Source organism: Curtobacterium sp. NPDC090217 (assembly GCF_044746705.1).
Lineage (GTDB): Bacteria > Actinomycetota > Actinomycetes > Actinomycetales > Microbacteriaceae > Curtobacterium.
Map to the genome: position 1 here is coordinate 195995 of NZ_JBIVCR010000001.1, position 23430 is coordinate 219424.

A 23430-nucleotide genomic window follows, 5' to 3' on the forward strand; every position below is an offset into this window, starting at 1 on the left:
ACGCGCGATGGGTTCGGTCGCGCGCTCGGGCACCTGTCGGATCGTTCAGGGAGAGTCCTGCTCCCGCCGATCACTCGCGAAGGACCCCGTGACCGACACGCTCGAGCAAACCCCCGCCCGCCCGACCCCCAGCACCGTCGAACGCCCCACGCGCCCCGCCGCACGCGCGATCGGTTCGTTGATCTTCCTGTCCCGATGGCTGCAGGCGCCGCTCTACCTCGGGCTCATCGTGGCGCAGATCGTCTACGTCGTCGTCTTCATGGTCGAGCTCTGGCACCTCGCCGAGACGGTCATCGCCGACCCGTCGCACATCGACGAGGCGACCATCATGCTCTCGGTGCTCGGGCTGATCGATGTCGTGATGATCGCGAACCTGCTCATCATGGTGATCATCGGCGGCTACGAGACGTTCGTGTCCCGCGTCAACGTCGACGGGCACCCGGACCAGCCCGAGTGGCTCTCGCATGTGAACGCGAACGTCCTCAAGGTGAAGCTCGCGATGGCGATCATCGGCATCTCGTCGATCCACCTGCTCAAGACGTTCATCGCGGTCGGCGACCTCGGCCGCGCGGGCGGCGGAGCGCTCGCCGGCGAGAGCTACACGTCAGAGGGCGTGCTGTGGCAGGTCGTCATCCACATGGTGTTCATCGTCTCCGCGGTCGCCCTGGCGTTCATCGACCGGATCTCCCGCCCGAAGGCCCACTGACCCGGCCCGACGACGCACCGATCCGACCCGACGGCGCCGGAGTCGGCGTGCGTCCGGCGACATCGCGAGCACTGTGAACGGGTCGCGCCGGGCAGGGCAGGCCGGCCGCACGAAGCCGACCGGTCAGCGCGTCGAGATCGAACAGATCGCGCCATTCGAGCCGGACCACCGTGCGCACCCCTGGCACCGTCAAGAGGTCTTCGTGACGCCGCTTCTCGTCGATGAAGACCTGATCCGGTGTCCGGCCGTTGCGGAAGGCGGCATCCGTGTACTTGGCGCGACCGTCGATCTCGATGACGACGCCCTGTTCGGGGAACCAGAAGTCGACGGCGTAGCGATGCCCGCGCACCACGAACTCCTGTTGGAGGACCGGGGAGGGCAGGTTGAGCTCACGGAACACGACCCGTGCCAGCGATTCAGCCGGCGATCCCGATCGCCCGTCGGCGAGTTCGATCGACAGGCTTGCGGCGAGACGCCCCCGGTGGTGTGGCAGTCCGTTCACGGACTGCGTCAGTTGTCGCTTCGTGACGCCTCGCCGAAGGGCTGCGTCCGCCACCATCACGGTCTGGCGGATGTCTCCCGTGAGGGCGATGTCCGCGACCGTCCGTGACAGGCTCGTCACCGAGAGCCCCTCGTGCCGAACGACATCGTCGGATGTGATCGGTCGTGTGTGGAGCGCGAGTGACACGGTTCTGGCCCGGTACTGGTTCTTCGGCACCGTCAGGTGCACGTCCTCTGGCCACGGACCGAGCCAAGGGAGCCCGTGGATGGCGGCCGCGGACGCGTGCGACGCCACCGCCGCTGCACTTCGCCGCCCGAGTCTGGCGTAGACCCGCGTGACGTACCGCCGACGTGCTCCGGCCGCATCCCACTCGGCACCGCGCACGAACGCGTTCGGACCGACGCGAACGAGGCGGTCGGGCCCGTCGCCCGCGGCTCGTCGGCGCATGGCGGAACCCGATCGTCCGGGTTCGCGCATCTCGTTCGCACGGAAGATGGCGAGTGGTCGTTCCATGCCCCCACGATCGCGGCCGGACACGAGGCGGACCGCACAGAACGCGCCAACTGTGGACGAGCCTCCAGGTAGGCGCCTCTGTGCAGGGATGACGTTCCTGCCCATCGCCCGGGCGATGGAAAGCACTTTCGCGCGTAGGAGGTCGGAACAACCGACCTCCTACGCGCGTTTCGGCCTCCCACGCGCGAAACAGCTGCCTACGCGCGAAACGCCCCCACGCACGCGGAGCTGCCACTCCGCGCGACACGACGCCGGACGAGCGCACCCGTGCCCGTCCGGCGTCGCGGTCCCTACGCCCGCTGCACCCGCAGCGTGACGATCTCGAACGGCCGCAGCGTCAGCGCCACGGGCGAGCCCGCGTCCCACGACGTACCGAGCGGCCGTTCGAGCAGGTCCACCTGGGCCACCGAGGCGACGTCGAACCCGAAGTCCACGCCGACGTCCGTGGCACGACCGCCGAGTCCCTCGTAGAGCCGCACGATGACGTCCCCCGACCGGTCCTCGGCGAGCTTCACGGCCTCGACGAACACCTGCGGCGACGACACGACGACGAGCGGCGACACCGGGGCCGAACCGGCGACCGTGCGCACCGGCAGGTTGAGCCGGTACCCGGAGTCGGCGGCGTCCAGCACCGACTCCCCGACGCGCAGCACCGTGCGGAACACGTGGTGCCCCTGGTCGGCGTGCGGATCCGGGAACGTCGGGCCGCGGAGGAGCGACTCGCGGACGAGCGTCGTCGTCCCGCCGTCGGCACGCGTCGACCGGGTGATGTCGTGCCCGTAGGTCGAGTCGTTCGCGACGGCGACACCGAACCCGGGCTCCGCGACGTGCACCCACCGGTGCGCCGAGGTCTCGAAGCGGGCGAAGTCCCACGACGTGTTCTGGTGGGTCGGCCGGTCGATGTGCCCGAACTGGATCTCGCTCGAGGCGACGCTGGCCCGCACGTCGAGCGGGAACGCCAGCTTCAGGAGCTTCTGCTGCTCGTGCCAGTCGACCTCGGTCTCGATGGTGAGCTCCGGTTGCCCGGCGACGGCCGAGTAGCGCGTGGTCACGGTCGACGAGCCGACCGGACGGACCACGACGAGCGAGTCTCCCTCGACCGACACCGACGTGGCCGACAGGGCGTTCCCGTTGCGCTGGTACGCGCGGTCGATGTCCCACGCCTCCCACTGGTTCGGGGTGTCGCGGAACACGGTGTACTCCGCGGCGACCGTCCCGGGCGCGATGGCGTCGCGTCCGGAGGTGTGCTCGATGAACGACACGACGTGGCCGGCCGCGTCGACGGTCGCCACGACCGCGCCGGTGTCGAACACGAAGTGGTCGCCGGAGCGGACGGGAGGCACGGCTTCCGCCTCCGACCCCAGGGAACCACCCAGGGCGGTTGCGTCCCCCGCACTGACGGGCGACGCGTTGAACCGCACGACGGTCCCGTCGGTCGAGCCGCCCGCGAGCGCGGTCGTCGCGGTGCCGATCAGCCCCTCGAGCGTCTCGGCGACGAGCCGGTAGTTCTCCTCGGCGTTCTCGTAGACCCACGCGATCGAGGAGCCGGGCAGGATGTCGTGGAACTGCTGCAGCAGGACGGTGTGCCATGCCGCTTCGAGCTGCTCGTAGGGGTACTCGAGCCCGAGCCGCACGGCAGCGGTCGCCGCCCAGAGCTCGGCCTCGCGGAGCAGGTGCTCGGAGCGTCGGTTGCCCTGCTTCGTGCGGATCTGCGACGTGTAGGTCCCGCGGTGGAACTCGAGGTACATCTCGCCGGACCAGACGCCGGGGACCGGGAGCTCCTGCTCGAGCTGCTCGAACACCTGCGCCGGCGTCCCGAGGTCGACTCGGGGCGAGCCGTCCAGGTCGTGCTGACGGTGGGCTGCTGCGACCATCTCGCGCGTGGGACCACCACCGCCGTCGCCGAAGCCGTAGAGCAGCATCGACGTGTTCGCGGTGCCGCGCTCCTTGTTCTGCCGCTCCCCGCGGTGCAGGTCGGCGGGCGAGACGTCGGAGTTGTACGTGTCCGCCGGGGGCAGGTGCGTCAGGATGCGGGAGCCGTCGATCCCCTCCCAGTGGAACGACGTGTGCGGGATGACGTTCGTCTCGTTCCACGAGGGCTTCTGCGTGACGAACCACTTCGACCCGGCTGCCCGGACGATCTGCGGCAGCGCCCCGGTGTACCCGAACGAGTCCGGGAGCCATGCCTCCGGGGTGTCGATGCCGAACTCCTCGAGGAAGAACCGCTTGCCCGCGACGAACTGCCGGGCGAGCGCCTCACCGCCGGGCAGGTTCGTGTCCGACTCGACCCACATGCCGCCGACCGGGATCCACCGTCCTTCGGCGACCCGCTGCTTGATGCGCGCGAAGATCGACGGGTACTCGTCCCGGATCCACGCGTACTGCTGGGCTGAAGAACACGCGAAGGTGAAGTCGGGATCGCGGTCCATCAGGTCGAGCACGTTCGAGAACGTCCTGGCGCACTTGCGCTTCGTCTCGCGCACCGGCCAGAGCCAGGCGGAGTCGATGTGGGCGTGCCCGACGGCGATCGCCCGGTGCGCCGCTCCACTCGCGGGGACGGCGAGCACCGGTGCGAGCACCTCGCGGGTGGCTGCGGCCGTCCCGGCGACGTCGTCCGGGTCGAGCGCATCGGCGGCACGCTCGAGCGCCCGGAGGATGTCCGCGCCACGGGTGCCGTCGGTCGGCAGCTCCGCCATGAGCCCGCGGAGCACCCAGAAGTCCTGCTGGAGCTCCCACACCGTGTCGTCGCGCTCGACGACCTCGAGCGCGCGCAGCCGGTAGATCGGCTTGTCGCCGGCGGTCGTCCGGGAGCCGAGCGGCGTCGCGCCCTGGAACGAGTCGCCGCCGATGTCCGGGTTCGCTCCGGCCTCGACGTAGAGCTCGAACGACTCCCCTGGTCCGACGGCGAGCGGCACGGCGTTGTTCCGCGGCTCGATGGCCTTGATCGTGGTGCCGTCCGGCCGGTACGCGAGTCCCTCGGCCTGGAACCCGGGGTGGCGCTTCGTGAACCCGAGGTCGACGAGCAGCTCGACGGTGGTGCCGTCAGCGGTGCCGAAGTCCTCGGGCACCGTGCCCGTCACCTTGAACCACGTCGTGCCCCACGGACGGCCGCCCCACGCCGAGCCCACCGTGAACGGCGTGAACTCCTGCGTGACGGCGTCGGCGAACGGCACGGGTTCGTCGGGCACCTCCCACGCCGTCACCGTCACGGGTGCCGACCGGCGGTGGACCGCCGGGTCGATCCGGTCGCGGACGAGGCGGGCGATGCGGGCCTCGACGAGCGGTTCGTCCTTGTGCATGGAGTTGCTTCCTTTCGCAGGGAGTTCGATCAGCCCTTGATGCCGCCGGCGAGGGCGTTGCCGCCGCCGAGGCCTCGAGAGACGACCACGTAGAGCGCGATCACGGGCACGGAGTAGAGGATCGAGAACGCCGCGAGCTGCCCGTAGGCCACGGCGCCGTACTGCCCGAAGAAGTTGAAGATGCTCACCGCGGCGGGCACCTTGTCGGGCGACAGGAGCAGGACGAAGGGGACGAAGAAGTTCCCCCAGGCCTGGATGAACACGAAGATGAACACCACGGCGATCCCGGGGCGCATGAGCGGCACGACGATGCGCGTCAGCGTGGTCATCATCGAGGCGCCGTCGGTCCACGCCGCCTCCTCGAGCGAGATCGGCACGGAGTCCATGAAGTTCTTCGCCATCCAGATCGCCATCGGCAGGCTGGACGCGGCGAGGAAGAAGATGCAGCCCCACACGTTGTCGATCAGGTTGAGCGACACGAACAGGCTGTAGACGGGCACCATCATCGCCGTGATCGGCAGGCAGGTGCCGAACAGGATCCCGTAGAGGAACGGCTTGTTCACCCGCATCTTGTACCGGGACAGCGGGTACGCCGCCAGCAGCGCGACGACCACCGTGATGAGCGCGCACCCGCCGGAGAGCAGCAGGCTGTTCGCGAGCGGGATGAACGACAGCTCCGGTGTGAGCACCTTCGTGAAGTTGTCGAGCGTGAACTGCGACGGCACCTTCACCGACAGTGAGGCGTTCGCGTCGACCGATGCGAGCACGAGCCACAGCAGCGGCACCGCGAAGCAGATCGCCACGATGAGCAGCACGATGTTCGACACCCAGCGCATGGTCCGCCCGCGGGGCGAGGTCATGTGCAGCGCACCGGGAGCGGTCACGGATCGGGTGGTCGTGTCGGGACGAGCAGCGGTGATCGCCATCAGTCCACCTCCGGCTTCAGCGCCCGGATGTAGACGATCGAGAAGAGCGCCCCCACCACGAGCAGGATGGTCGCGATCGCGGTCCCGAAGCCGAGCTGCGAGAACTTGAACGCCTCCTGGTACGCCAGGATCGGCAGGGTCGACGAGTCCGTTCCCGGACCGCCGGCGGTCATCACGTAGATGAGGGTGAACACCGACAGCGTCTGCAGCGTCGTCAGCATGAGGTTGGTGGAGATGGACCGCCGGATGACCGGGAGCGTGATGTAGACGAGGCGCTGCCAGCCGGTCGCGCCGTCGACCTCGGCCGACTCGGTGATCTCCTCGGGGACCTCCTGGACGGCGGCGGAGTACACGAGCATCGAGAACGCGGTGCCGCGCCAGATGTTCGCCAGGATGATGCTGAGCATCGGGAGCGCGTACAGCCAGTTCGGCCCGGTGATCCCGATCAGCCCGAGGAACGAGTTGAGCGTGCCCTTGTCGTTGAAGAACGCGTACGCGGCGAACGCGGCGACGATCTCCGGCAGGACCCAGGCGGCGACGACGAAGGTGCCGACGAGCCCGCGGATGACCCTGTTGGCGTTCCGCATGAGGAGCGCGAGCCCGAGGCCGACGACGTTCTGGCCGACGACGGCCGAGGCGATGAGGAAGACCAGCGTCAGGACGACCGACTTCGGGAAGTCCTTGTCCTGGAACAGGTCGATGTAGTTCTTGAAGCCGATGAACTCCTGGTTCGCGGCGCCGGCGCCGGTCAGTGCGGAGTTCGTGAACGACCCGTAGAACGACGAGATCACGGGGCCGAGCAGGAAGATGACGAGGAGGACCACCGCGGGGAGGAGCGGGACCGCTCGTCCCACGTTCCGCAGTGGGCGCCGCTTGCGCGGCACGGGTGGGTCGGTGCGCTTCGGCGAACCGGGCGCCGACAGCGTCGGCGCGATCGGGGTGCTGGTCATGCGGGTGCCGCCTTCATGGGGTGCTGACGGAGCTCAAAAGGGGAGAGACGGACTGGAGGCTCGGGGCACGTGGCGAGCCGTGCCTCCAGTCCGTCATGTGGTCACGTCAGCCGACGTCGACCGTCTTGTCCTTGCCGACCACGCCGATCAGGGACTGGTCGTACGTCGCAGCCGCCTGTTTCGGCGTCTGCTGGCCGGTCATCACCGATTCCATGGCGACCTGGATGGCGTTCGAGATCTGCGAGTAGTCACTCGTCGCCGGGCGGAAGTTCGTGTGTTCCACGAGCCCGGAGAAGAACTTGAACGTCGGGTTGGACGCGTCGTACTTCGGGTCCTCGGAGACGTCCTTGCGAACAGCGATCTGCGAGTTCTCGATGTCGTACTTCATCGAGCCGTCCTTGTTGAGGAACGTCGAGATGAAGTCGAAGGCGGCCTGCGGGTTCTTCGAGTTCTTGCCCACCGCGAGCGTCCAGCCACCGGACATGCTGTTGTAGCCGGGAGCCTGGCCGTTCTGCGTCGGCATCGGCGCCTGGCCCATCACCGTCGACCAGTCGGCCCACGGAGCGGTGCCGGACTTCAGCCACGTGCCGGACTGCCACGACCCGTCGAGGTCGATCGCGAGCTGGCCCTTGGGGAGCCAGGTCTGCGCGATCGTGGTGCCGACGTTGGTGTCGAGCGCCTGCTGCGGTGTCGGGCCGAGGCCGCCCTGGTAGACGTCCTTGATGAACTGCAGGGAGTCCTCGAACTGCTTCGAGCCGGTGACCCACTTGCCGTTCTTGTAGAGCGTGTTGCCCTTGCCGTCGGCGCCGTACAGGAGCATCTCGAAGCCCTGCATCGTCGACGCCTCACCCTGCGGCTTGCCGGAGTAGACGTTGAACGGGATGACGTCTGGCTTCTTCTCCTTGATGGTCTTCGCCGCCGCGAGCACGTCGTCCCAGGTCTTGGGCTGCCACGGGACGGGGAGGCCGACCTCCTTGAAGATGTCCTTGTTGTACCAGAGCGCACGGGTGTCGGTGCCCATCGGGACGCCGTAGATCTTGCCGTCGTCGCCCTGACCCGCCTGCTTGGCGTTGTCGTAGAACTGATCCCACTCCTTCCACTTCGCCGTGTACTTGTCGAGCGGCAGGAGGTAGCCGGCCTCGGCGTCGGCCTTCACGAGGAAGGTGTCTTCGTACATGACGTCGGGAGCGGTGGCCGGGGCCTTGTTCATCAGCGCGAGCTTCGTGTAGTAGTCGTTCTCCTGCGCCTGGATCGGCACGAGGGTGACCTTGACGCCAGGGTGCTCCTTCTCGTAGGTCTTCTTGACGACCTTCATCTGGGCGTCGAGCTGTTGGAAGGAACCGAACTTCTGGTACGCGATCTTGATCGTGTCACTCGAGGCGGACCCCGAGCTCGAGCAGCCCGCCAGGCCGAGCGCGGCGACTGCCACGGCTGCGAGTCCGGCGATGATTCGGGTGCGTTTCATCGGTGCTCCTTTGCACAGGTGATGTGTGCGCGGGCCCCATCGCTCGCGTACAGGGGTTACTCCAGCGTATGGACTTATTGCTTGTCAAGGGGTTCCCAGAGATTGACGCACGGTTCGTGACCGAGGGTGCGCTGTCTCGCGCAGGGCCGGAGGGTCGAATCGCGCGTAGGAGGTCGAATCGCGCGTAGGAGGTCGGTTTTTCCGACCTCCTACGCGCGATCTGGCTTCCTATCGCAGGCGTTGTGGGCGAGTTCGCGCGTCAGATCGGGGTCGCGCCGCCCCGGACGGTGATGCCGCCGGACGCGGGGACGTCCACGTGCAGGATGCTCGGGCGACCGACGTGGCGGCCCTGCCGGATCACGACGTGGTCCCCGGCGCCGGCCTTGCCGATCGCGCGGAGGTAGGCGCCCGTCGACGCCGCAGCGGATCCCGTCGCGGGGTCCTCGGTGATGCGGCCGACCGGGAAGAGGTTCCGCGCCTCGTACTCCCCCGGGCCTGTCGGGTGCAGCACGGTGACCGTGCCCGCCCAGCCGCGCTCGCGCTTGAGGTCGGCGAGCGCCGCCGGGTCGAAGCGGAACTGGTGGAAGCGCTCCGCGTCGTCGAGCACCACGACGGGGTGCCAGTTGCCGGCGTAGGACTCGAGCAGCGGGTACCCGTCGGCGACGTCGTCCGCGGTCAGGCCGAGCAGCTCGAGGAGCGCAGTGGGATCGAAGTCCCGGGTGGCCGGTTCGACGCTCGTCATCGCGACCTGGACCGCCCCGTGCTCGTCCCGCGTCGCGTCGAGAGCGATGTCGCCGGCGATGGTGGTGAACGTCCGCGGGCCGGTACCGTGCCGTTCTGCGAGGGCCACCGCGAGCGCGACGGTCGCGTGGCCGCAGAACGGGACCTCGGCGCCCGGCGAGAAGTACCGCACGCGGAGGCCGTGTGCGGTCTCGCCCGTGACGAACGCGGTCTCGGGATACCCGACCTCGGCAGCGATCGCGAGCATCTCCTCGGCGGACAACGCGCTGGCGTCGAGGACCAGTCCGGCGGGGTTGCCGCCCCCGGGTTCGGAAGCGAACGCGGTGTAGCGGAGGACGTCTGGCTGCATGCTCCCAGCGTGCCACGGACCGGTCGCTCGGGCTGGCTGGCCGAATTGCGCTTGGGAGGCGGAAACGCGCGTAGGTGGCCCGAACTTCCGACCTCCTACGCGCGTTTCGACTTGCCAGCGCGAGCGACGCTGGCGCGGCGGCGGCGCACGATCAGCACGCCGGCACCCGCGGCCACCAGCAGCAGGGCCGCGGCGATGCCACCCGTCAGGTCGGCACCCGTGAACGCCAACGCACCCGTCACCGGGTCGATCGTGATCGTCGTCCACCCGATCAGCGTCCCGTCAGCAGCCGTCACCACGATCCGGTGCGACCCCGCCGGCGCGTCCGCCGGGATCGTCACCCGCACGCTCCCGTCAGCCGCGACCGTCACCGTCCCGAGCAACGTCGGCGTGGAGAACATCCACACGTTCACCCGCTGCCCCGCGTACTGCGTCCCCACACCGATCGTGATCGTCTCCCCCGGACGCGCCGACGACGGCGCCGTGACCGTCCCACGGTTCGCATCCGTCAGCGACGACTCCGACGGAGCAACCGGCGCCGAACCAGCACCAGGAGTCGGAACGGGCGTCTGACCGGCACCCGGAACCGTGCCAGGATCCGACGGGCCGGTCGGGTCCATGCCGGGGTCGGTCGGCGCCGTGCCACCGTCGTCGGTGCCCGGGTAGGTGCCCGTCCGCAGCGAGAACCCGTCGGTGTCGTTGTCGTCCGCGTAGAACGTCCGCCGGACCCCGTCGGTGCTGCCGTCCGTGATCGCGAAGCCCTCGTTGGCGAGCGTGCGGTCGGCGTTCGCCGGCGCCTCGTACACGGTGTCGAGCGTGAAGACGCCGTTCTGGTCGCTGTACAGCGCGGTCCGGCCGGCGCAGGCGTCGTCGCAGACCACCCAGAGCGCGTCGAGCGTCGGGTCGAACTGCACGTCGGCGACGACCGCGAACGGCGAGGCGATCGTGGCGACCCGCTGGAACGAGCCGTCTTCCATCAGGGCGTAGGCGTAGGTGCTCGCAGTGCCCTCGACGCCGACGAAGAAGAGTCCGGCACCGTGCCCGGCGTAGGTCGCCGGGGAGTACGCCGCGCCGGTGTGCTCGTCGGTGAAACCGTGTGCGGTGAGCCAGGCGTCGGGGATCCAGCTGACGCCCTCGAGGCCGGAGTTCGCACCGAGGCCGGGGAAGTCGGCCGCGAGGTTCCACTCGTCCGTGGCGTTCAGCGTCCGCTCGGAGCCGTCGGACGTGGCGAAGCGCAGGACCGCCGGACGACTCGTCGAGGACACGTCGTTGTCGCGCTCCGTCGAGACGTAGACGGCGCCGGGGTCGTCCGACGTCACCGTGACGCCCTCGGCGTCGGGCGTCCCGGAGCCGTCGGCGTAGTGCAGCGTGGTGCCCGCCGCGTTCGACGGCGCCCAGCCCCCCGCGCCGTCGGAGACCATGCGGTAGAGCAGGCCGTCGCCGTTCTGGACACCCCAGAGCACCCCGCCGTCCTTCGCGGTCGGAGAGGGCTGCCAGTCGAGGCCGCTCAGGTCGCCGGAGAAGGTGTCTTCGTCGTCGAGCACCGTCTCGTCCGGGCTCCCGGGCCAGGCCTTCGCCGTGATGACGCCGGCGAACTCGTTCGCGGCGCCCTTCGTCGGCGAAGCGGTCACGGCGAAGTCGCCCGTGCCGTCCGGGTTCCGGCCGTAGGTCGTGGCGGCGTGCGCGGTCCACGAGTACGAGTCGACGAGCGCGCCGGTCGGGCCGAACAGCCGCGCGGAGTCGGCCTTGCCGAGCCCGAAGCCGAAGTCGGCCTCGTCGAGGACGGTGAACCCGCCGGCGGCGATGGTCGTGCCGGCCGGGATCGGGTAGCCGTGGGAGTCGTCGTCGTCCTTGAAGACGTACCCGCCGAGGTCGACCGAGGTCGTACCCGTGTTCGTCAGCTCCACCCAGTCACCCGGGACACCGTCCTGCGACTCGACCTCGTTGATGCGCACGGGCGACGAGCAGTCGTTCGCCGCACCCTTGGTCGACTTCGTGGTGTCGACGAGGGCGCCGGTGCCGTCCGGGCAGCGGCCGTACGTGACCTTCGCGTGCTGCTGGTATGCGTAGTCGAGGACGAGCGCGCCCGTGGTGTCGAAGATCCGGACCTCGTCCGGGTTCCCGAGCCCGAAGTCGAAGCCGTCCGCGGTGGTCGACTTCCCGTTGAGCACGAAGTACCCGCCGGGTGCGACGACCGATCCCGCGGGGCGCACGTAGGGGGTGTGCGCGTCGCTGTCGTCGAGCATCGAGTACCCGCTGATGTCGATCGCTGCGGCCGAGGTGTTCTTCAGCTCCACCCAGTCGACGTCGTCGCCGTTGGACTCGACCTCGTTGATGACGAGGCCGTCGGGTGCGGCGGCAGCAGTCGGCGTCGCGGCGGGGGCAGTCGGCGTCGCGGCGGTGCTCGGCGTCGCGGCGACCGCCGGAGCGCTGGCGAGGACGCCGGCGACGAGCACGGCACAGGTCGCGGCTGCTGCGCCGAGGCGGAGGACAGGGGTGGGCATGCAGGATCCTTCGAGCGGGACGGCGGGGACCTGCACGACTGTTCAGCACCCGGGCGTCCGGCCGGTGTCGCGGCGGTGAACGACAGGTGTCGCCACGAACGCCTCGGCAACGGACGTACCGGGCGCCCGCGCGTCAGCGCCGGAAGGACCAGGCCCCCGTCAGCGCCGGATGAGCAACGCGCTCGCCCGCGGCGACAACGCGGCGTCGAGCACCAGGCAAGCGGCACCCACCGCGGCGACGTCCGCCCCACGGTCGCTCTCCACGACGGTGACCGGGTGCTTCGGGACGAGGAGCGGCGACCCCGTGATCGCCGCACGGGCAGCGGGCAGCGCAGCAGCCGAGATGCGGGACCAGAACGGCCCGCCGAACACGACGCGGTCGATGTCGAGCAGGTTCACGATGAGCACGGCAGCGCGCCCCATGACGGTGCCGGCGTCGGCAGCGAGCTCGAGCGCCGTCTGGTCGCCGTCGTCGATCGCCGCCGCCAGCGCGTCCCACGCGCGGTCGACCGCCTCGACGTCCGACGGTGCGACGGCCCCGAGGTCGAGCCCTCGCGATGCGGCGATGCCGACGAGACGCTCTGGCGCGACGGCGGATCCCACCTCGCCCCGGTCGGCAGCGCTGTCCGGCGTCCCGCTGAGGACACCGAGCTCGACCATCAGGTGTCCGGCGTCACCCGCGTTCGCGCCGGTCCCGCGCACGGGTTCGTGGTCGATGACGAGCCCGACGCCGAACCCGGTCCCGAAGTACACGAACGCGAAGTTCCTGGCCGACGACTCCCCCGCCAGGAACATCTCGCCGACCGCGGCCGCGGTGACGTCCTTCTCGAGGAGCACGGGGTGTCCGGTGGCCTCGGCGAGGGCGTCCCGCAGGGGCACGTCCCGCCACCGGGGCAGGAACGGCGGGTCGACGACGATGCCGGCGTCGATGTCGATCGGACCAGGACTGGCGATGCCGACACCGAGCACGGAGTCGCGATCCACCTCGGCGTCCGCGATGAGGCGGTCGACCGCCGAGGCCATCGTCCGCACCACCTGCTCGGGGTCGTCCGCGGTCGGGGTGGAGGTGGTGGTCGACCCGACGACGGTGCCGGCGAGGTCGAGCAGGACGTAGGTGACGACGGCCGGGTCGACGTGCACACCGACCGCGAACCGGCTGCCCGGTTCGAGCCGGAGGATGGTCCGGGGCTTGCCGCGCCCGGACACGATCGTGCCCGACTCGACGATCATCCCCGCGTCGATGAGGAAGCGCGTGACGTTCGACACCGTCTGCGCGCTGAGTCCGGTGCGACCGGCGAGCTCCACGCGGCTCAGCCCGTCGGGCGACCGTCGGACCGCGTCGAGCACGACGGTGCGGTTGAACCCGCCGATCGACGGCAGGTTCGCGCCGCGCCGGTGTTCCGCCATGTCTGGACCATATCGTGCCGACTCCGCCGTGCGACCCACCGTGTCGCCGACCCCCTCCGCCTCACCCGGGACGGGCGACCCACTGGCCCCCGCACGGGTACCACCGTTAGCCTGACCGCATGACGGACCTCCGCCTCGAAGAACTCTCCGCAGCGACCGCCGCCGCGGCCAACTCCCTGACGCTCAAGCCGGGGCAGGAGCAGTTCGTGCAGCCCACGACCTACGGCGTCGCCGAGTCCGACGTCAAGCCGAGCGCGTCGTGGCCCCGTGTCGTGCTCGACGGCGACGAGGTCGTCGGACTGATCATCGGCAGCTTCGACGCCGAGAACCCGCAGGAGGAACTGCAGGCGTGCATCTGGCGTGTCAACGTGTCCGCCACCGCACAGGGCAGGGGCATCGGGCGTTTCGCGGTGCACGGTCTCGCGGACGAGGCCCGCAGCCGCGGCTTCGAACGCCTCACCGTCGTGTACGAACCCGGCGAGGGCAGCCCGGAGGAGTTCTTCCGCGCGGTCGGCTTCGACCTCGTCCGCGAGACCCAGTACGGCGACCACTTCGCGGTGCTCTCGCTGTAGTGGAACCGGCAGCACCGCTGGAACCGGCAGCACCGCTGGAACCGGCAGCACCGATCGACGACTTCGGCATCGCCGTCGCCGAGGTGGTGCGCACGATCCCACCGGGTCGCGTGATGACCTACGGCGACGTCGCCGCAGCCCTCGGCTCGAAGGCGTCCCGCGCCGTCGGCAAGGTGATGGCGCACGAGGGCGCAGACCTGCCGTGGTGGCGCGTGGTGCGGTCCGGCGGGCTCCCGCCCGTCCACCACGAGGCGCGCGCGCTCGAGCAGTACCGGGTCGAGGGCACGCCGCTCACGTGGCGCGACACGACCTGGAGGCTCGACATGCGTCGGGCGCGCTGGTCACCCGACACCATTGGTCGCGACGAGCGCGACCCGAACTTCCCCCGCGACCCGTTCTAGAGGTCGAAGCGGGTGCCCTTCGGGTTCGACGGCAGCAGGAACATCACGAAGAGGACGAGCGACCCGATGCCGGGGAGCACGTGCAGGAACTGCCAGAAGCCGGAGCGGTTCGCGTCGTGGAGCCGGCGGGCACCCAGCGCGAGGGAACCGACGAGCGTCGCGAGCGCCCAGAGCACGAACAGGTACGAACCGACCGGGTTCTCGAGCATCGCGGTGTCCGGCGTGAAGATCTGCGGCACGAGCTGCAGCACGAGGCCGATGGCCAACGACGTGATCCACCACCACCAGAACTCCGCGCGCGACGCCCGCCCGGTGAACACGGTGTACTTCCGCCAGAAGCGCCGGACGGCCTCGGCGAAGGGCGCTCCGTAGAAGGGGTCGCGCAGGGCCACGCCGCCGGGCTGCGGACTGTCGTTGGTCATCCCCCAAGCCAACCACGTCCTCCAGCCCGGCAGCGCGCTACACCAGCGAGTCGCGCCAGGCCGCGTGCAGCTGGGCGAAGCGCCCGGTACCCGCGATCAGGTCGTCCGGCGTGCCGTCCTCGACGATCTTGCCGTACTCCATCACGAGCACCCGGTGGGCGATCGCCACGGTCGACAACCGGTGCGCGATGATCACCGCGGTCCGGTCGGCGAGCAACGTCTCGAGGCCCTCCTGCACGAGCCGCTCGGACGGGATGTCGAGCGACGCCGTGGCCTCGTCGAGGATGAGCACCTTCGGGTCCGCGATGAACGCCCGGGCGAACGAGAGCAGCTGCCGCTGGCCCGCCGAGACACGACCGCCGCGCTTGTTCACGTCGGTGTCGTACCCGTCTGGGAGCGCCATGATGAACTCGTGCGCGCCGACGGCCTTCGCCGCGGCCTCGATCTCGTGGCGCTCCGCCCCCGGCTTGCCGAGCGCGATGTTGTCCGCCACGGTCCCGGAGAACAGGTACGCCTCTTGCGTCACCATGACGATCGCACGGCGCATGTCCCGCGAGTCGAGGTCGCGGAGGTCGACACCGTCGAGCTTCACGGACCCCTGCGACGGGTCGTAGAAGCGCGCCATCAGCTTCGCGAGCGTCGACTTCCCCGCACCGGTGGACCCGACGAGCGCGATGGTCTGCCCTGCCGGGATGTGCAGGTCGAACTCCGGGAGCACGACCTTGCCCTTGTTGTAGGCGAACACGACGTCGTCGAAGTCCATCTTGCCGTGGGCGTCGGCGAGCTTCGTCGGCTTCACGGGCTCCGGCACGCTCGGCCGTTCCTCGAGGACGCCGGAGATCTTCTCCATCGCCGCCGATGCCGACTGGTACCCGTTGTAGAACATCGCGAGTTCCTGCGCCGGGTCGAAGAAGCGCTTGGCGTACAGCGCCACCGCGAGCAGCGCACCGACCTCGAGCGTCCCGCCGACGACCCGGAAGCCACCGACGATGACCACGGCGGCGAGCGTCGCGTTGCCGATGAGCACGAGCACCGGGTCGAACGTCCCGAACAGGTTGAACACCTTCGTGTTCGCCACCCGGTAGTCCTCGACGTAGCCGCCGTACTCGTCCCGGTTGCGCGACTCCTTGCGGAACGCCTGCACCGCCCTGATGCCGGTCATCGTCTCGACGAAGTGCACGATCACCCGTGCCGAGGTGACACGGGTCGCCCGGAACAGCGTCTGCGAGTTCGTCTGGAACCAGCGGATCAGGAACCAGAGCGGGACGAGCGACACCGCGAGCACCAGCCCGGACGTCGGGTCGAGCGAGACGAGGGCCACCGCGGTGAAGCCCATGTAGAGCACGCCCTGGATGAGCTGGTTCAGCCCCGAGTCGAGGAGCTCGCGGATGGAGTCCAGGTCGCTCGTCTGGCGGGAGATGATCCGGCCGGACGTGTACGTCTCGTGGAACTCGAGCGACAGCCGCTGCGTGTGCAGGAACACCCGCTTGCGGAGGTCGAACAGGATCGCCTGGCTGATGCGCGCCGCGAGCACGGTGTACCACGCGGTGAGCACCGCGCCGGCGATCGCCACGACGATGTAGGTCGCGACGACTCCGAACGCCGGCACCCAGTCGTTCTGGTCGAGCACCGCCGGCAGGGCGTTGTCGATGCCCCAGGCGATGAGTGCCGGGCCGGCGACCTGTCCGCCCGTCGACACCACCACGACGATGCCGAGCAGGACGAGCCGGAGCTTCAGCGGAGCCGCGAGCGACCCGAGCAGGGCGAGGGAGCGGCGCCGCAGGCGCTTGCTCTCCGCCTTGGTGAAGTCCTCGCGCTCCTCGCCGCGCACGCCCAGGGTGGTGATGGATGCGGTGATCGGCGCGGCAGTCTGCGTGTCCGCAGCGTCGTCGCTGACCGGTGCCGTGCCTCCAGGCAGGTTCTGGTCGGTCTGCTGGCTCATGCCATCGCCTCCTCTCGGGTGTTCGCGTCGTCGTCGTCGAGCGACGAGATGACGTAGCGGTAGTGCTCGTTGGTGGCCATCAGCTCCGAGTGGGTGCCGACGGCGGTGATGACGCCGTTCTCCATGAGCGCCACGCGGTCGGCGAGCGTCACGGTGGACGGACGGTGCGCGACGATGAGCGACGTGGTCTCCGCGAGGACCCGGCGGAGCCCCGCCTCGACCCTGGCCTCGGTGTCGACGTCGAGCGCCGACAGCGGGTCGTCGAGGACCAGCACCGACGGTCGCGCGGCGATCGCGCGGGCCAGTGCCAGACGCTGCCGCTGCCCACCGGACAGCGAGAGCCCCTCTTCCCCGACGCGGGTGTCGACGCCGTCCGGCAGGTCGTCCACGAAGGACGCCTGCGCGATGTCGAGCGCCTCGCGCATCAGGACCTCGGCTTCCTCACCCTCGACGTCGGGGCGACCGAGCAGCACGTTCTGCCGCACCGTCGTCGAGAACAGGGTGGCGTCCTCGAACGCGACACCGACGTGGCGACGGAGTTCCTCGCGGGTCAGGTCGCGGATGTCGACGCCGTCGATCGTCACCGACCCACCCGTCACGTCGTAGAGCCGCGGCACGAGCGACAGGAGCGTCGTCTTGCCGCACCCGGTCAACCCGACGAGCGCCATCGTCTCGCCGGGCTGCAGCTGCAGCTCGACGCCGTTGATCAGGTCCGCGTACTGCGGCGGCGAGTCCTGGTACCGGAAGTGCACCGCGTTGAACGACAGCGCCCCGTGCGGCTCGGCGATCGTCTTCGGTTCCTTCGGGTCCGTGATCGTGTTCTCGGAGTCCATGACCTCGAAGAAGCGGTCGACCGCCGTGCGGGTGTCGAACGTCATCGAGAGCAGGAAGCCGATCGACTCGATCGGGAACCGCAGCACCGTCGCCGTCGCGAAGAACGCGAACAGCTGCCCGACGCTGAGCTGCCCCTGGCTCGCCAGGTAGATGCCCGCGAGGAGGCACAGCGCGAACGCGACGTCCGGCACGAGCAGCAGCCACAGCCAGATGCTCGCGATGGCCTTCGCCTTCTTGATCTCCGTGCCGCGGAGCGCCTCGGCCTGCTCGCTGAACTCCTCGAGCTTGTAGCCGCCGCGACCGAACGCCTTGAGCACGCGGATGCCGTGCACCGACTGCTCGACACTGGTCGCGAGGTCACCGACCTGGTCCTGGCTGCGGCGCGCGACGACGGAGTACCGGCGCTCGAACAACAGCCCGTTGATCCAGAGCGGGATCGAGGCGATGAGGAAGATCAGCCCGAGCAGCCACCCGAAGGTGAACAGCACGACGAAGCCGACGACGATCGTGACGATGTTCACCACGAGCAGCACGACGCCGAACGCCAGCCACCGACGGATCAGTGACAGGTCGGAGACTGACCGGGACAGCAGCTGCCCGGACTCCCAACGGTCGTGGAACGCCACGGGCAGGTCCTGCAGCTTGGCGTACAGCGCGTTCCGCATGCTGGTCTCGATGCGGGTCGACGGGCGCATCACCATCCGGCGGCGCGAGGCGATGAAGAACGCCTCGAGCACGCCGAGGGCGAGCACGCCGAGGCCGGCCGGCCAGATCTGGGCGGAGTCCTTGGAGGACAGCGGCCCGTCGACGAGCCACTGCAGGACGTAGGGGATTGCGAGCGCCACCAGGGAGGCACCCATCGCCGCGGCCATGCCGGCGATGAGGCGGCCCTGGTAGGGCTTCACGTAGGGGTAGATCCGCGCGATGGCACGGAAGGTGGACGGGCGCGCCGTGGTGGGCGACTTGGACATGCGTTGCGTCCTCATGCGTCTGCCGAGACGGGCAGGTCGGTCCGTCGGTTGCTCGGATCCGGCCTGGAGGCTCGGTGTGCGTTGCGTGGTCATCATCAGCCGGGCGCGTGGTCGCGCGCCACCGCCGTCGCTTCCGTGACGTCGGTCGGGCCGGTAGGCGCCGAGGGACACCCGTCCCCCGGGTTCTCAGCGGGGTGGTTCGCGGTCGCCGAGCTGCTGTCGTGTGCAGGTGCGGCGCCGCGAGGCCGTGGGAACGGCCTGGCTAGGCGGCGGCCGCGGCCCGTCGGGGTCGCGGAGCGGGAGTGGTCCCCACGAGGGACACGAGACCTGCCCGGGCAGCCGTCGCCACTGTTCCGGTCGTCGTGTTCATCGTCACTCCAGTCGTCGTCTTCGTCACCGTTGTGTCCGCGGTGCCGCCGGCTCCTGGGAGTCGTCGGCGTGCCTGTCGCGGAGCCTTACAGAGTATTCGCAGCGACTCTCAGCGCGCAATAGGCTTCGTCCGCTTTTGCCAAATCCGTGGACGAAACCCCGCCCTGCCCGCGCTGCCCCGGAGGCCTGACTGGTCACAACACCCCGCTCACCTCTGCGGAGTGGTCACGATCCGTCGCTCCCACGCCGCGCGCGCGACGATTCCTGACCACTCGACGACGCACACGCGGGGTGTCGTGACCAGTCGGTCTCAGTGGAAGAAGTGGCGCTCGCCCGTGAAGTACATCGTCACGCCGGCGGCCTTCGCAGCGGCGATGACCTCCTCGTCGCGGACGCTGCCCCCGGGCTGCGCCACCGCACGGACGCCGGCGTCGAGCAGCACCTGGAGCCCGTCGGCGAACGGGAAGAAGGCGTCGGACGCGGCGACCGACCCGGCAGCGCGGTCCCCGGCACGGTTCACGGCGAGGTGGCACGAGTCGACCCGGTTGACCTGCCCCATGCCGACACCGACGGACGCGCCGGCGTTCGCGAGCAGGATCGCGTTCGACTTCACCGCGCGCGAGGCCTTCCACGCGAACGCCAGGTCCGCCAGGGTGGCGTCGTCCGCGGGCTCGCCCGAGACGAGGTTCCAGGTGGACTGGTCGAACGTCGTGAAGCGGTCGGCATCCTGCACGAGGAACCCACCGGAGATCTGCTTGACCTCCCGCGGGGCGAGCGCGAAGTCCGCGGGCAGCGTGAGCAGGCGGATGTTCTTCTTGCGCGAGAGGATCTCGAGCGCCTCGGGGTCGAACCCGGGTGCGACGACGACCTCGGTGAAGATGTCCTTGACCGTCTCGGCCATCGCGACGGTGACGGGACGGTTCGCCGCGATCACCCCGCCGAACGCCGACAGCGGGTCGCAGGCGTGCGCGGCGGCGTGGGCGGCGGCGATGGGGTCCGCCGCGTCGACGGGTGCGATGGCGATGCCGCAGGGATTGGCGTGCTTGATGATCGCCACGGCTGGTGTGTCGAAGTCGAACGCCGCGCGGACGGCCGCGTCGGCGTCGACGTAGTTGTTGTAGGACATCTCCTTGCCGTGCAGCTGCGTCGCCTGCGCGATGCCCGTGCCGCCGTCGGAGGTGTACAGCGCCGCCGCCTGGTGCGCGTTCTCGCCGTAGCGGAGGGTGGCGTGCAGCGAACCGCCGAGCGACAGCGTCTCGTCGAACGCTCCGGGGGTCTCGATGTCGTGACCGGCGGCTGCGACCACGTCGGACGCGAAGTACGACGCCACCGCGGTGTCGTACGCCGCCGTGTGCGCGAACGCCTGCGCGGCGAGGCGCTTCCGGAGCTCGAGCGAGGTCCCGCCGGCACGGACGGCCTCGACGACCTCGGCGTAGGAGGACGGTGACACGACGATCGCCACGTTCGGGTGGTTCTTCGCCGAGGCGCGGACCATCGCGGGGCCGCCGATGTCGACGTTCTCGACGACGGTCGCGGTGTCGGCACCGGACGCGACGGTCTCGACGAACGGGTACAGGTTCACGACGACGAGCTGGAACGGCTCGATGCCGAGCTCACCGAGCTGCTGCTCGTGCGACTCGAGGCGCAGGTCGGCGAGGAGCCCCGCGTGCACCGACGGGTGCAGGGTCTTCACCCGACCGTCGAGCGACTCGGGGAAGCCCGTCACGCTCGCGACGTCGGTCACGGCGTAGCCCGCGTCACGGATCGTCTGCGCGGTGGACCCCGTCGACACGATCTCGACACCGGAGTCGGCGAGGGCTCCGGCGAGCTCGAGCAGGCCGGACTTGTCGCTCACCGAGATGAGCGCGCGACGCACGGGCACGACGTCCCGGTCGCGGTACAGGCTGGGGTCGGCTGCGTGCACGCTCATGCGCTCGTTGTGCCCTTCAGGTCGGTGGTGCCGTTGGCGATGTCGAGGATGGTCTGGATGAGCAGGCGCCGCTCGACCGGTTTGATGCGGTCGTGGAGCGTCGACTCGGAGTCGCCGGGGAGCACGGGGACGCGCTCCTGGGCGAGGATCGGGCCGCTGTCGACGCCGTCGTCGACCTTGATGACGCTCGCGCCGGTCTGCCCGACCCCGGCCGCCAACGCGTCACGCACGCCGTGGGCACCGGGGAACTCCGGCAGGTACGCGGGGTGCGTGTTGATGATCGCGGGACCGAACTCGGACACGACGGCCGGCGGCAGCAGGCGCATCAGCCCGGAGAGGACGAGGAGGTCTGGCGACCAGGGCCGGATCTGCTCGGCGAGCGCCTGACCCCACTCGGCACGGGTCTCGTACCGGGAGAACGGCACCGTGAAGGTCGGGATCGAGTACTCCTCGCCGAGACCGAGTCCCTCGGCGTCACGGTCGGCCCCGATGGCGACGACCCGCGCGGGGTACTCCGCATCGCGGGTCGCTTCGAGCAGGGCCCGGAGGTTCGATCCGGCACCGGAGATCAGGACCACCAGTTCGAGCACGGGGACAAGCCTACCGGCGGTGCTGCGCTGCTACGCCCGGTCGTCCTTGGGACGGCGCCACCACGGCAGTTCGTCCTCGGCGATCTGGTCGGTGGCGTCCCACCGCGGCTTCGCGGGCGGTGCCACCGGGACGGCGGGCTGTTCGTCCACGTCATCGCGGCCGGCGACGAACTCCTCGGTGCTCCAGGGGAACGCCGGCTGTTCGTCGCGTGCGCCGGCGACCTCAGGCCGCTCGGGACGGTGCCGGTCCGGGCGGTCGTCCGGTGCGCTGTCCGGCCGCTCGGCATCCGCACCCGTCACCCGGTCGCGCAGGTCTCCGGCTCGGTCGCGGATCCCGCTGGCCCGCTCACGCAGGTCGCCGGCACGTCCGCGGACGCCGTCGGCAGCGCCACGCAGGCGGTCGCGGATGCTACTGCCTCGGCGGAGCGGCTCGGACGACGCCGGCGCGGTCGTCGGGGACACGACGGCACCGGTGCGCGCCCACTCGGGGATCTCCACATCGGCATCAGCGTCGTGTTCCGGGGCCGACGCCGGACGGGAGGCCCGTGGTCCGTCCGCCTCGCCCCGCACGTCGTCCTCGATGGTCTCGGTCACCGCATCGCCCGGCTCCGGCGCTCCGGCTCGCGACGGCACGTCCGCGGGGCGCGCACCGTCGTGCGCTTCCTCGACCACGAAGCGGTGCACGTCGGTCGTCCGCCCGGCGCCCGCACGATCGAGCGCGTCGAGCAGCGAGCCCTCGGCCTGCACGGATGCAGCGTCCTGGTCGTCCTCGGACTCGTGCCAGCGCTCGCGGGTCCAGGTGCGCTCGGGCATCCGCACGAGGTCCTGCCCGACGGCGAGGGCCACGATCGCCGGCACGCCGACCTCGAGCGCGGCGAGCGAGCCGACGACCAGCGCGTGCGGTCCCACGTCGGCCAGACGCCCCGGCCCGAACGACCCGGACGACAACCAGGCGACGAGACCGGTGAGCACACCGGCGACGATCCCGGTCGCGAGCCCGCCGGCAGCGCGGTGCAGCGCGCTGTCCTCGGACCCGAGTGCGCGGACCAGGCGCGGTCGCAGCAACCCGCCGACCGCGAACCCGGCGAGGACGGGGACGAGGACCCACAGCAGACCGAACGTGTGTCCTGACGACGGCAGCGCACCGAAGACGGGGATGCTCGGGATCGGCCCGAGGGTGGTACCGATCGGCGAGACGCTCGAGCCGGTGCCGATCGCGAACCCGGGGCCGACGAGCCACGAGGTCGCCCAGCCGACGAAGTCCGGCAGGAACGCCAGCTGCCCGATCGTCAGCGAGATCCCGCCGACGACCCCGGCGTGCGAGCGCTCGTACAGGGTGATGACCTCGGCGAAGGAGCCGAAGAGCAGGAAGCCGACGACGACCGCGGCGGCGGCGACGACCATCGCGCTCGCAGCGGTACCGGCTCGCAGCCCGAAGCCCGCGACCGAACGCCACACCGCCGGCACGCGGTCGAGCTGCCCGATGACCCACGCGGTGACCGGATCGGCCGGCATGGAGCGACGACGACGACAGACCTCTGCCGCGACGAGCGCCGGGATCCCGAACCACAGCGCCGGGAACACCACGGCCTGCCACACGGTCGGCTGCGTCGCCGCGGACGTGGAGGACAGCGCGAGGCCGAGCCCGAGGGCGGCGACCACCCCGGTGCCGACGAGCACGCCCGTGACGCGGTGTTCCGTCTCGGCGAAGCGTCGTCCGGCACGGCCACCGAGCCATGCCGTGACGAGTGCGAACCCGAGTGCCGCGAGCGTCACCGAGATCGGGTCGGCAGCACCGCTGACCCCGGAGGCCTTCGCGGTGGCGGCCCCGAGCACGAACGTCACGTCGACGCCGTGCCCGACGAGCCACACGCTGCCCGCGGCCTTCCAGAACACGTCCCAGTCGACCTGCAGGCCGTACTCGAAGCCCCAGAGCAGCGTCAGTGGCACGAGCGCGATCCCGACGCCCACGCCGACCGTCACGATCGCTTCGACAGCGGCGAGCAGTGCGGTTCCCAGGCGGTTCATCGCAGTGAG

At 70.3% G+C, this 23430-nt stretch carries 17 protein-coding genes; 3 read left to right on the forward strand and 14 right to left on the reverse strand.

Annotated elements, in window-relative coordinates; translation table 11 throughout:
* Positions 1 to 88: 88 nt before the first annotated feature.
* Positions 89 to 706, forward strand: a complete 618-nt coding sequence (locus ACIPJ2_RS00985) for a TIGR00645 family protein (protein WP_402727184.1) — start codon at positions 89 to 91, stop codon at positions 704 to 706.
* Here the strand turns inward: ACIPJ2_RS00985 and ACIPJ2_RS00990 are convergent.
* The 8 genes from ACIPJ2_RS00990 to ACIPJ2_RS01025 form a co-directional block, all read right to left on the reverse strand.
* Positions 672 to 1436 carry a hypothetical protein gene (locus ACIPJ2_RS00990; RefSeq protein WP_402727185.1) on the reverse strand — a complete coding sequence of 255 codons (765 nt, stop codon included), beginning with the start codon at positions 1434 to 1436 and terminating at the stop codon, positions 672 to 674. The two genes, ACIPJ2_RS00985 and ACIPJ2_RS00990, sit on opposite strands and share 35 nt — an antisense overlap.
* A gap of 575 nt (positions 1437 to 2011) precedes the next feature.
* Positions 2012 to 5020, reverse strand: a complete 3009-nt coding sequence (locus tag ACIPJ2_RS00995) for an alpha-mannosidase (protein ID WP_402727186.1) — start codon at positions 5018 to 5020, stop codon at positions 2012 to 2014.
* A 29-nt stretch (positions 5021 to 5049) separates the two neighbouring features.
* Positions 5050 to 5946, reverse strand: a complete 897-nt coding sequence (locus ACIPJ2_RS01000; RefSeq protein ID WP_402727187.1) for a carbohydrate ABC transporter permease — start codon at positions 5944 to 5946, stop codon at positions 5050 to 5052.
* Positions 5946 to 6896, reverse strand: coding sequence for a carbohydrate ABC transporter permease (locus tag ACIPJ2_RS01005; protein WP_402727188.1), 951 nt, complete (start codon positions 6894 to 6896; stop codon positions 5946 to 5948). The genes ACIPJ2_RS01000 and ACIPJ2_RS01005 overlap by 1 nt, the downstream gene beginning before the upstream one ends.
* A gap of 106 nt (positions 6897 to 7002) precedes the next feature.
* Entirely contained in the window at positions 7003 to 8361 is a 1359-nt protein-coding gene (locus tag ACIPJ2_RS01010; RefSeq protein ID WP_281265926.1) for an extracellular solute-binding protein, read from the reverse strand.
* 259 nt (positions 8362 to 8620) lie between these two features.
* Positions 8621 to 9451 carry a PhzF family phenazine biosynthesis protein gene (locus ACIPJ2_RS01015; RefSeq protein ID WP_402727189.1) on the reverse strand — a complete coding sequence of 277 codons (831 nt, stop codon included), beginning with the start codon at positions 9449 to 9451 and terminating at the stop codon, positions 8621 to 8623.
* A gap of 95 nt (positions 9452 to 9546) precedes the next feature.
* Entirely contained in the window at positions 9547 to 11955 is a 2409-nt protein-coding gene (locus ACIPJ2_RS01020; protein WP_402727190.1) for a lamin tail domain-containing protein, read from the reverse strand.
* Positions 11956 to 12114: 159 nt separating this feature from the next.
* On the reverse strand, positions 12115 to 13362 hold the full coding sequence (locus tag ACIPJ2_RS01025) for an ROK family protein (RefSeq protein ID WP_402727191.1): 1248 nt from the start codon (positions 13360 to 13362) through the stop codon (positions 12115 to 12117).
* 119 nt (positions 13363 to 13481) lie between these two features.
* Between ACIPJ2_RS01025 and ACIPJ2_RS01030 the strand changes: the two genes are divergently transcribed.
* Entirely contained in the window at positions 13482 to 13934 is a 453-nt protein-coding gene (locus ACIPJ2_RS01030) for a GNAT family N-acetyltransferase (protein ID WP_402727192.1), read from the forward strand.
* A complete protein-coding gene (locus tag ACIPJ2_RS01035) occupies positions 13934 to 14335 on the forward strand; it encodes an MGMT family protein (RefSeq protein WP_402727193.1) in 402 nt (133 codons plus the stop codon). Before ACIPJ2_RS01030 ends, ACIPJ2_RS01035 begins: the two co-directional genes overlap by 1 nt.
* On the opposite strand, the gene ACIPJ2_RS01040 is transcribed toward ACIPJ2_RS01035, so the two are convergent.
* The 6 genes from ACIPJ2_RS01040 to ACIPJ2_RS01065 form a co-directional block, all read right to left on the reverse strand.
* Entirely contained in the window at positions 14332 to 14757 is a 426-nt protein-coding gene (locus ACIPJ2_RS01040) for a DUF805 domain-containing protein (protein WP_281265932.1), read from the reverse strand. The genes ACIPJ2_RS01035 and ACIPJ2_RS01040 overlap by 4 nt on opposite strands.
* Before the next feature lie 37 nt (positions 14758 to 14794).
* On the reverse strand, positions 14795 to 16603 hold the full coding sequence (locus tag ACIPJ2_RS01045; protein WP_402728300.1) for an ABC transporter ATP-binding protein: 1809 nt from the start codon (positions 16601 to 16603) through the stop codon (positions 14795 to 14797).
* 92 nt (positions 16604 to 16695) lie between these two features.
* A complete protein-coding gene (locus tag ACIPJ2_RS01050; protein WP_402727194.1) occupies positions 16696 to 18504 on the reverse strand; it encodes an ABC transporter ATP-binding protein in 1809 nt (602 codons plus the stop codon).
* Positions 18505 to 19183: 679 nt separating this feature from the next.
* The gene (gene purH, locus ACIPJ2_RS01055; RefSeq protein WP_402727195.1) at positions 19184 to 20803 is read right to left on the reverse strand and encodes a bifunctional phosphoribosylaminoimidazolecarboxamide formyltransferase/IMP cyclohydrolase; all 1620 of its coding nucleotides are present in this window, start codon (positions 20801 to 20803) and stop codon (positions 19184 to 19186) included.
* Positions 20800 to 21393, reverse strand: a complete 594-nt coding sequence (gene purN / locus ACIPJ2_RS01060; RefSeq protein WP_281265936.1) for a phosphoribosylglycinamide formyltransferase — start codon at positions 21391 to 21393, stop codon at positions 20800 to 20802. The genes purH and purN overlap by 4 nt, the downstream gene beginning before the upstream one ends.
* Positions 21394 to 21423: 30 nt before the next feature.
* The gene (locus ACIPJ2_RS01065) at positions 21424 to 23421 is read right to left on the reverse strand and encodes a DUF6350 family protein (RefSeq protein WP_402727196.1); all 1998 of its coding nucleotides are present in this window, start codon (positions 23419 to 23421) and stop codon (positions 21424 to 21426) included.
* Positions 23422 to 23430 lie beyond the last annotated feature (9 nt).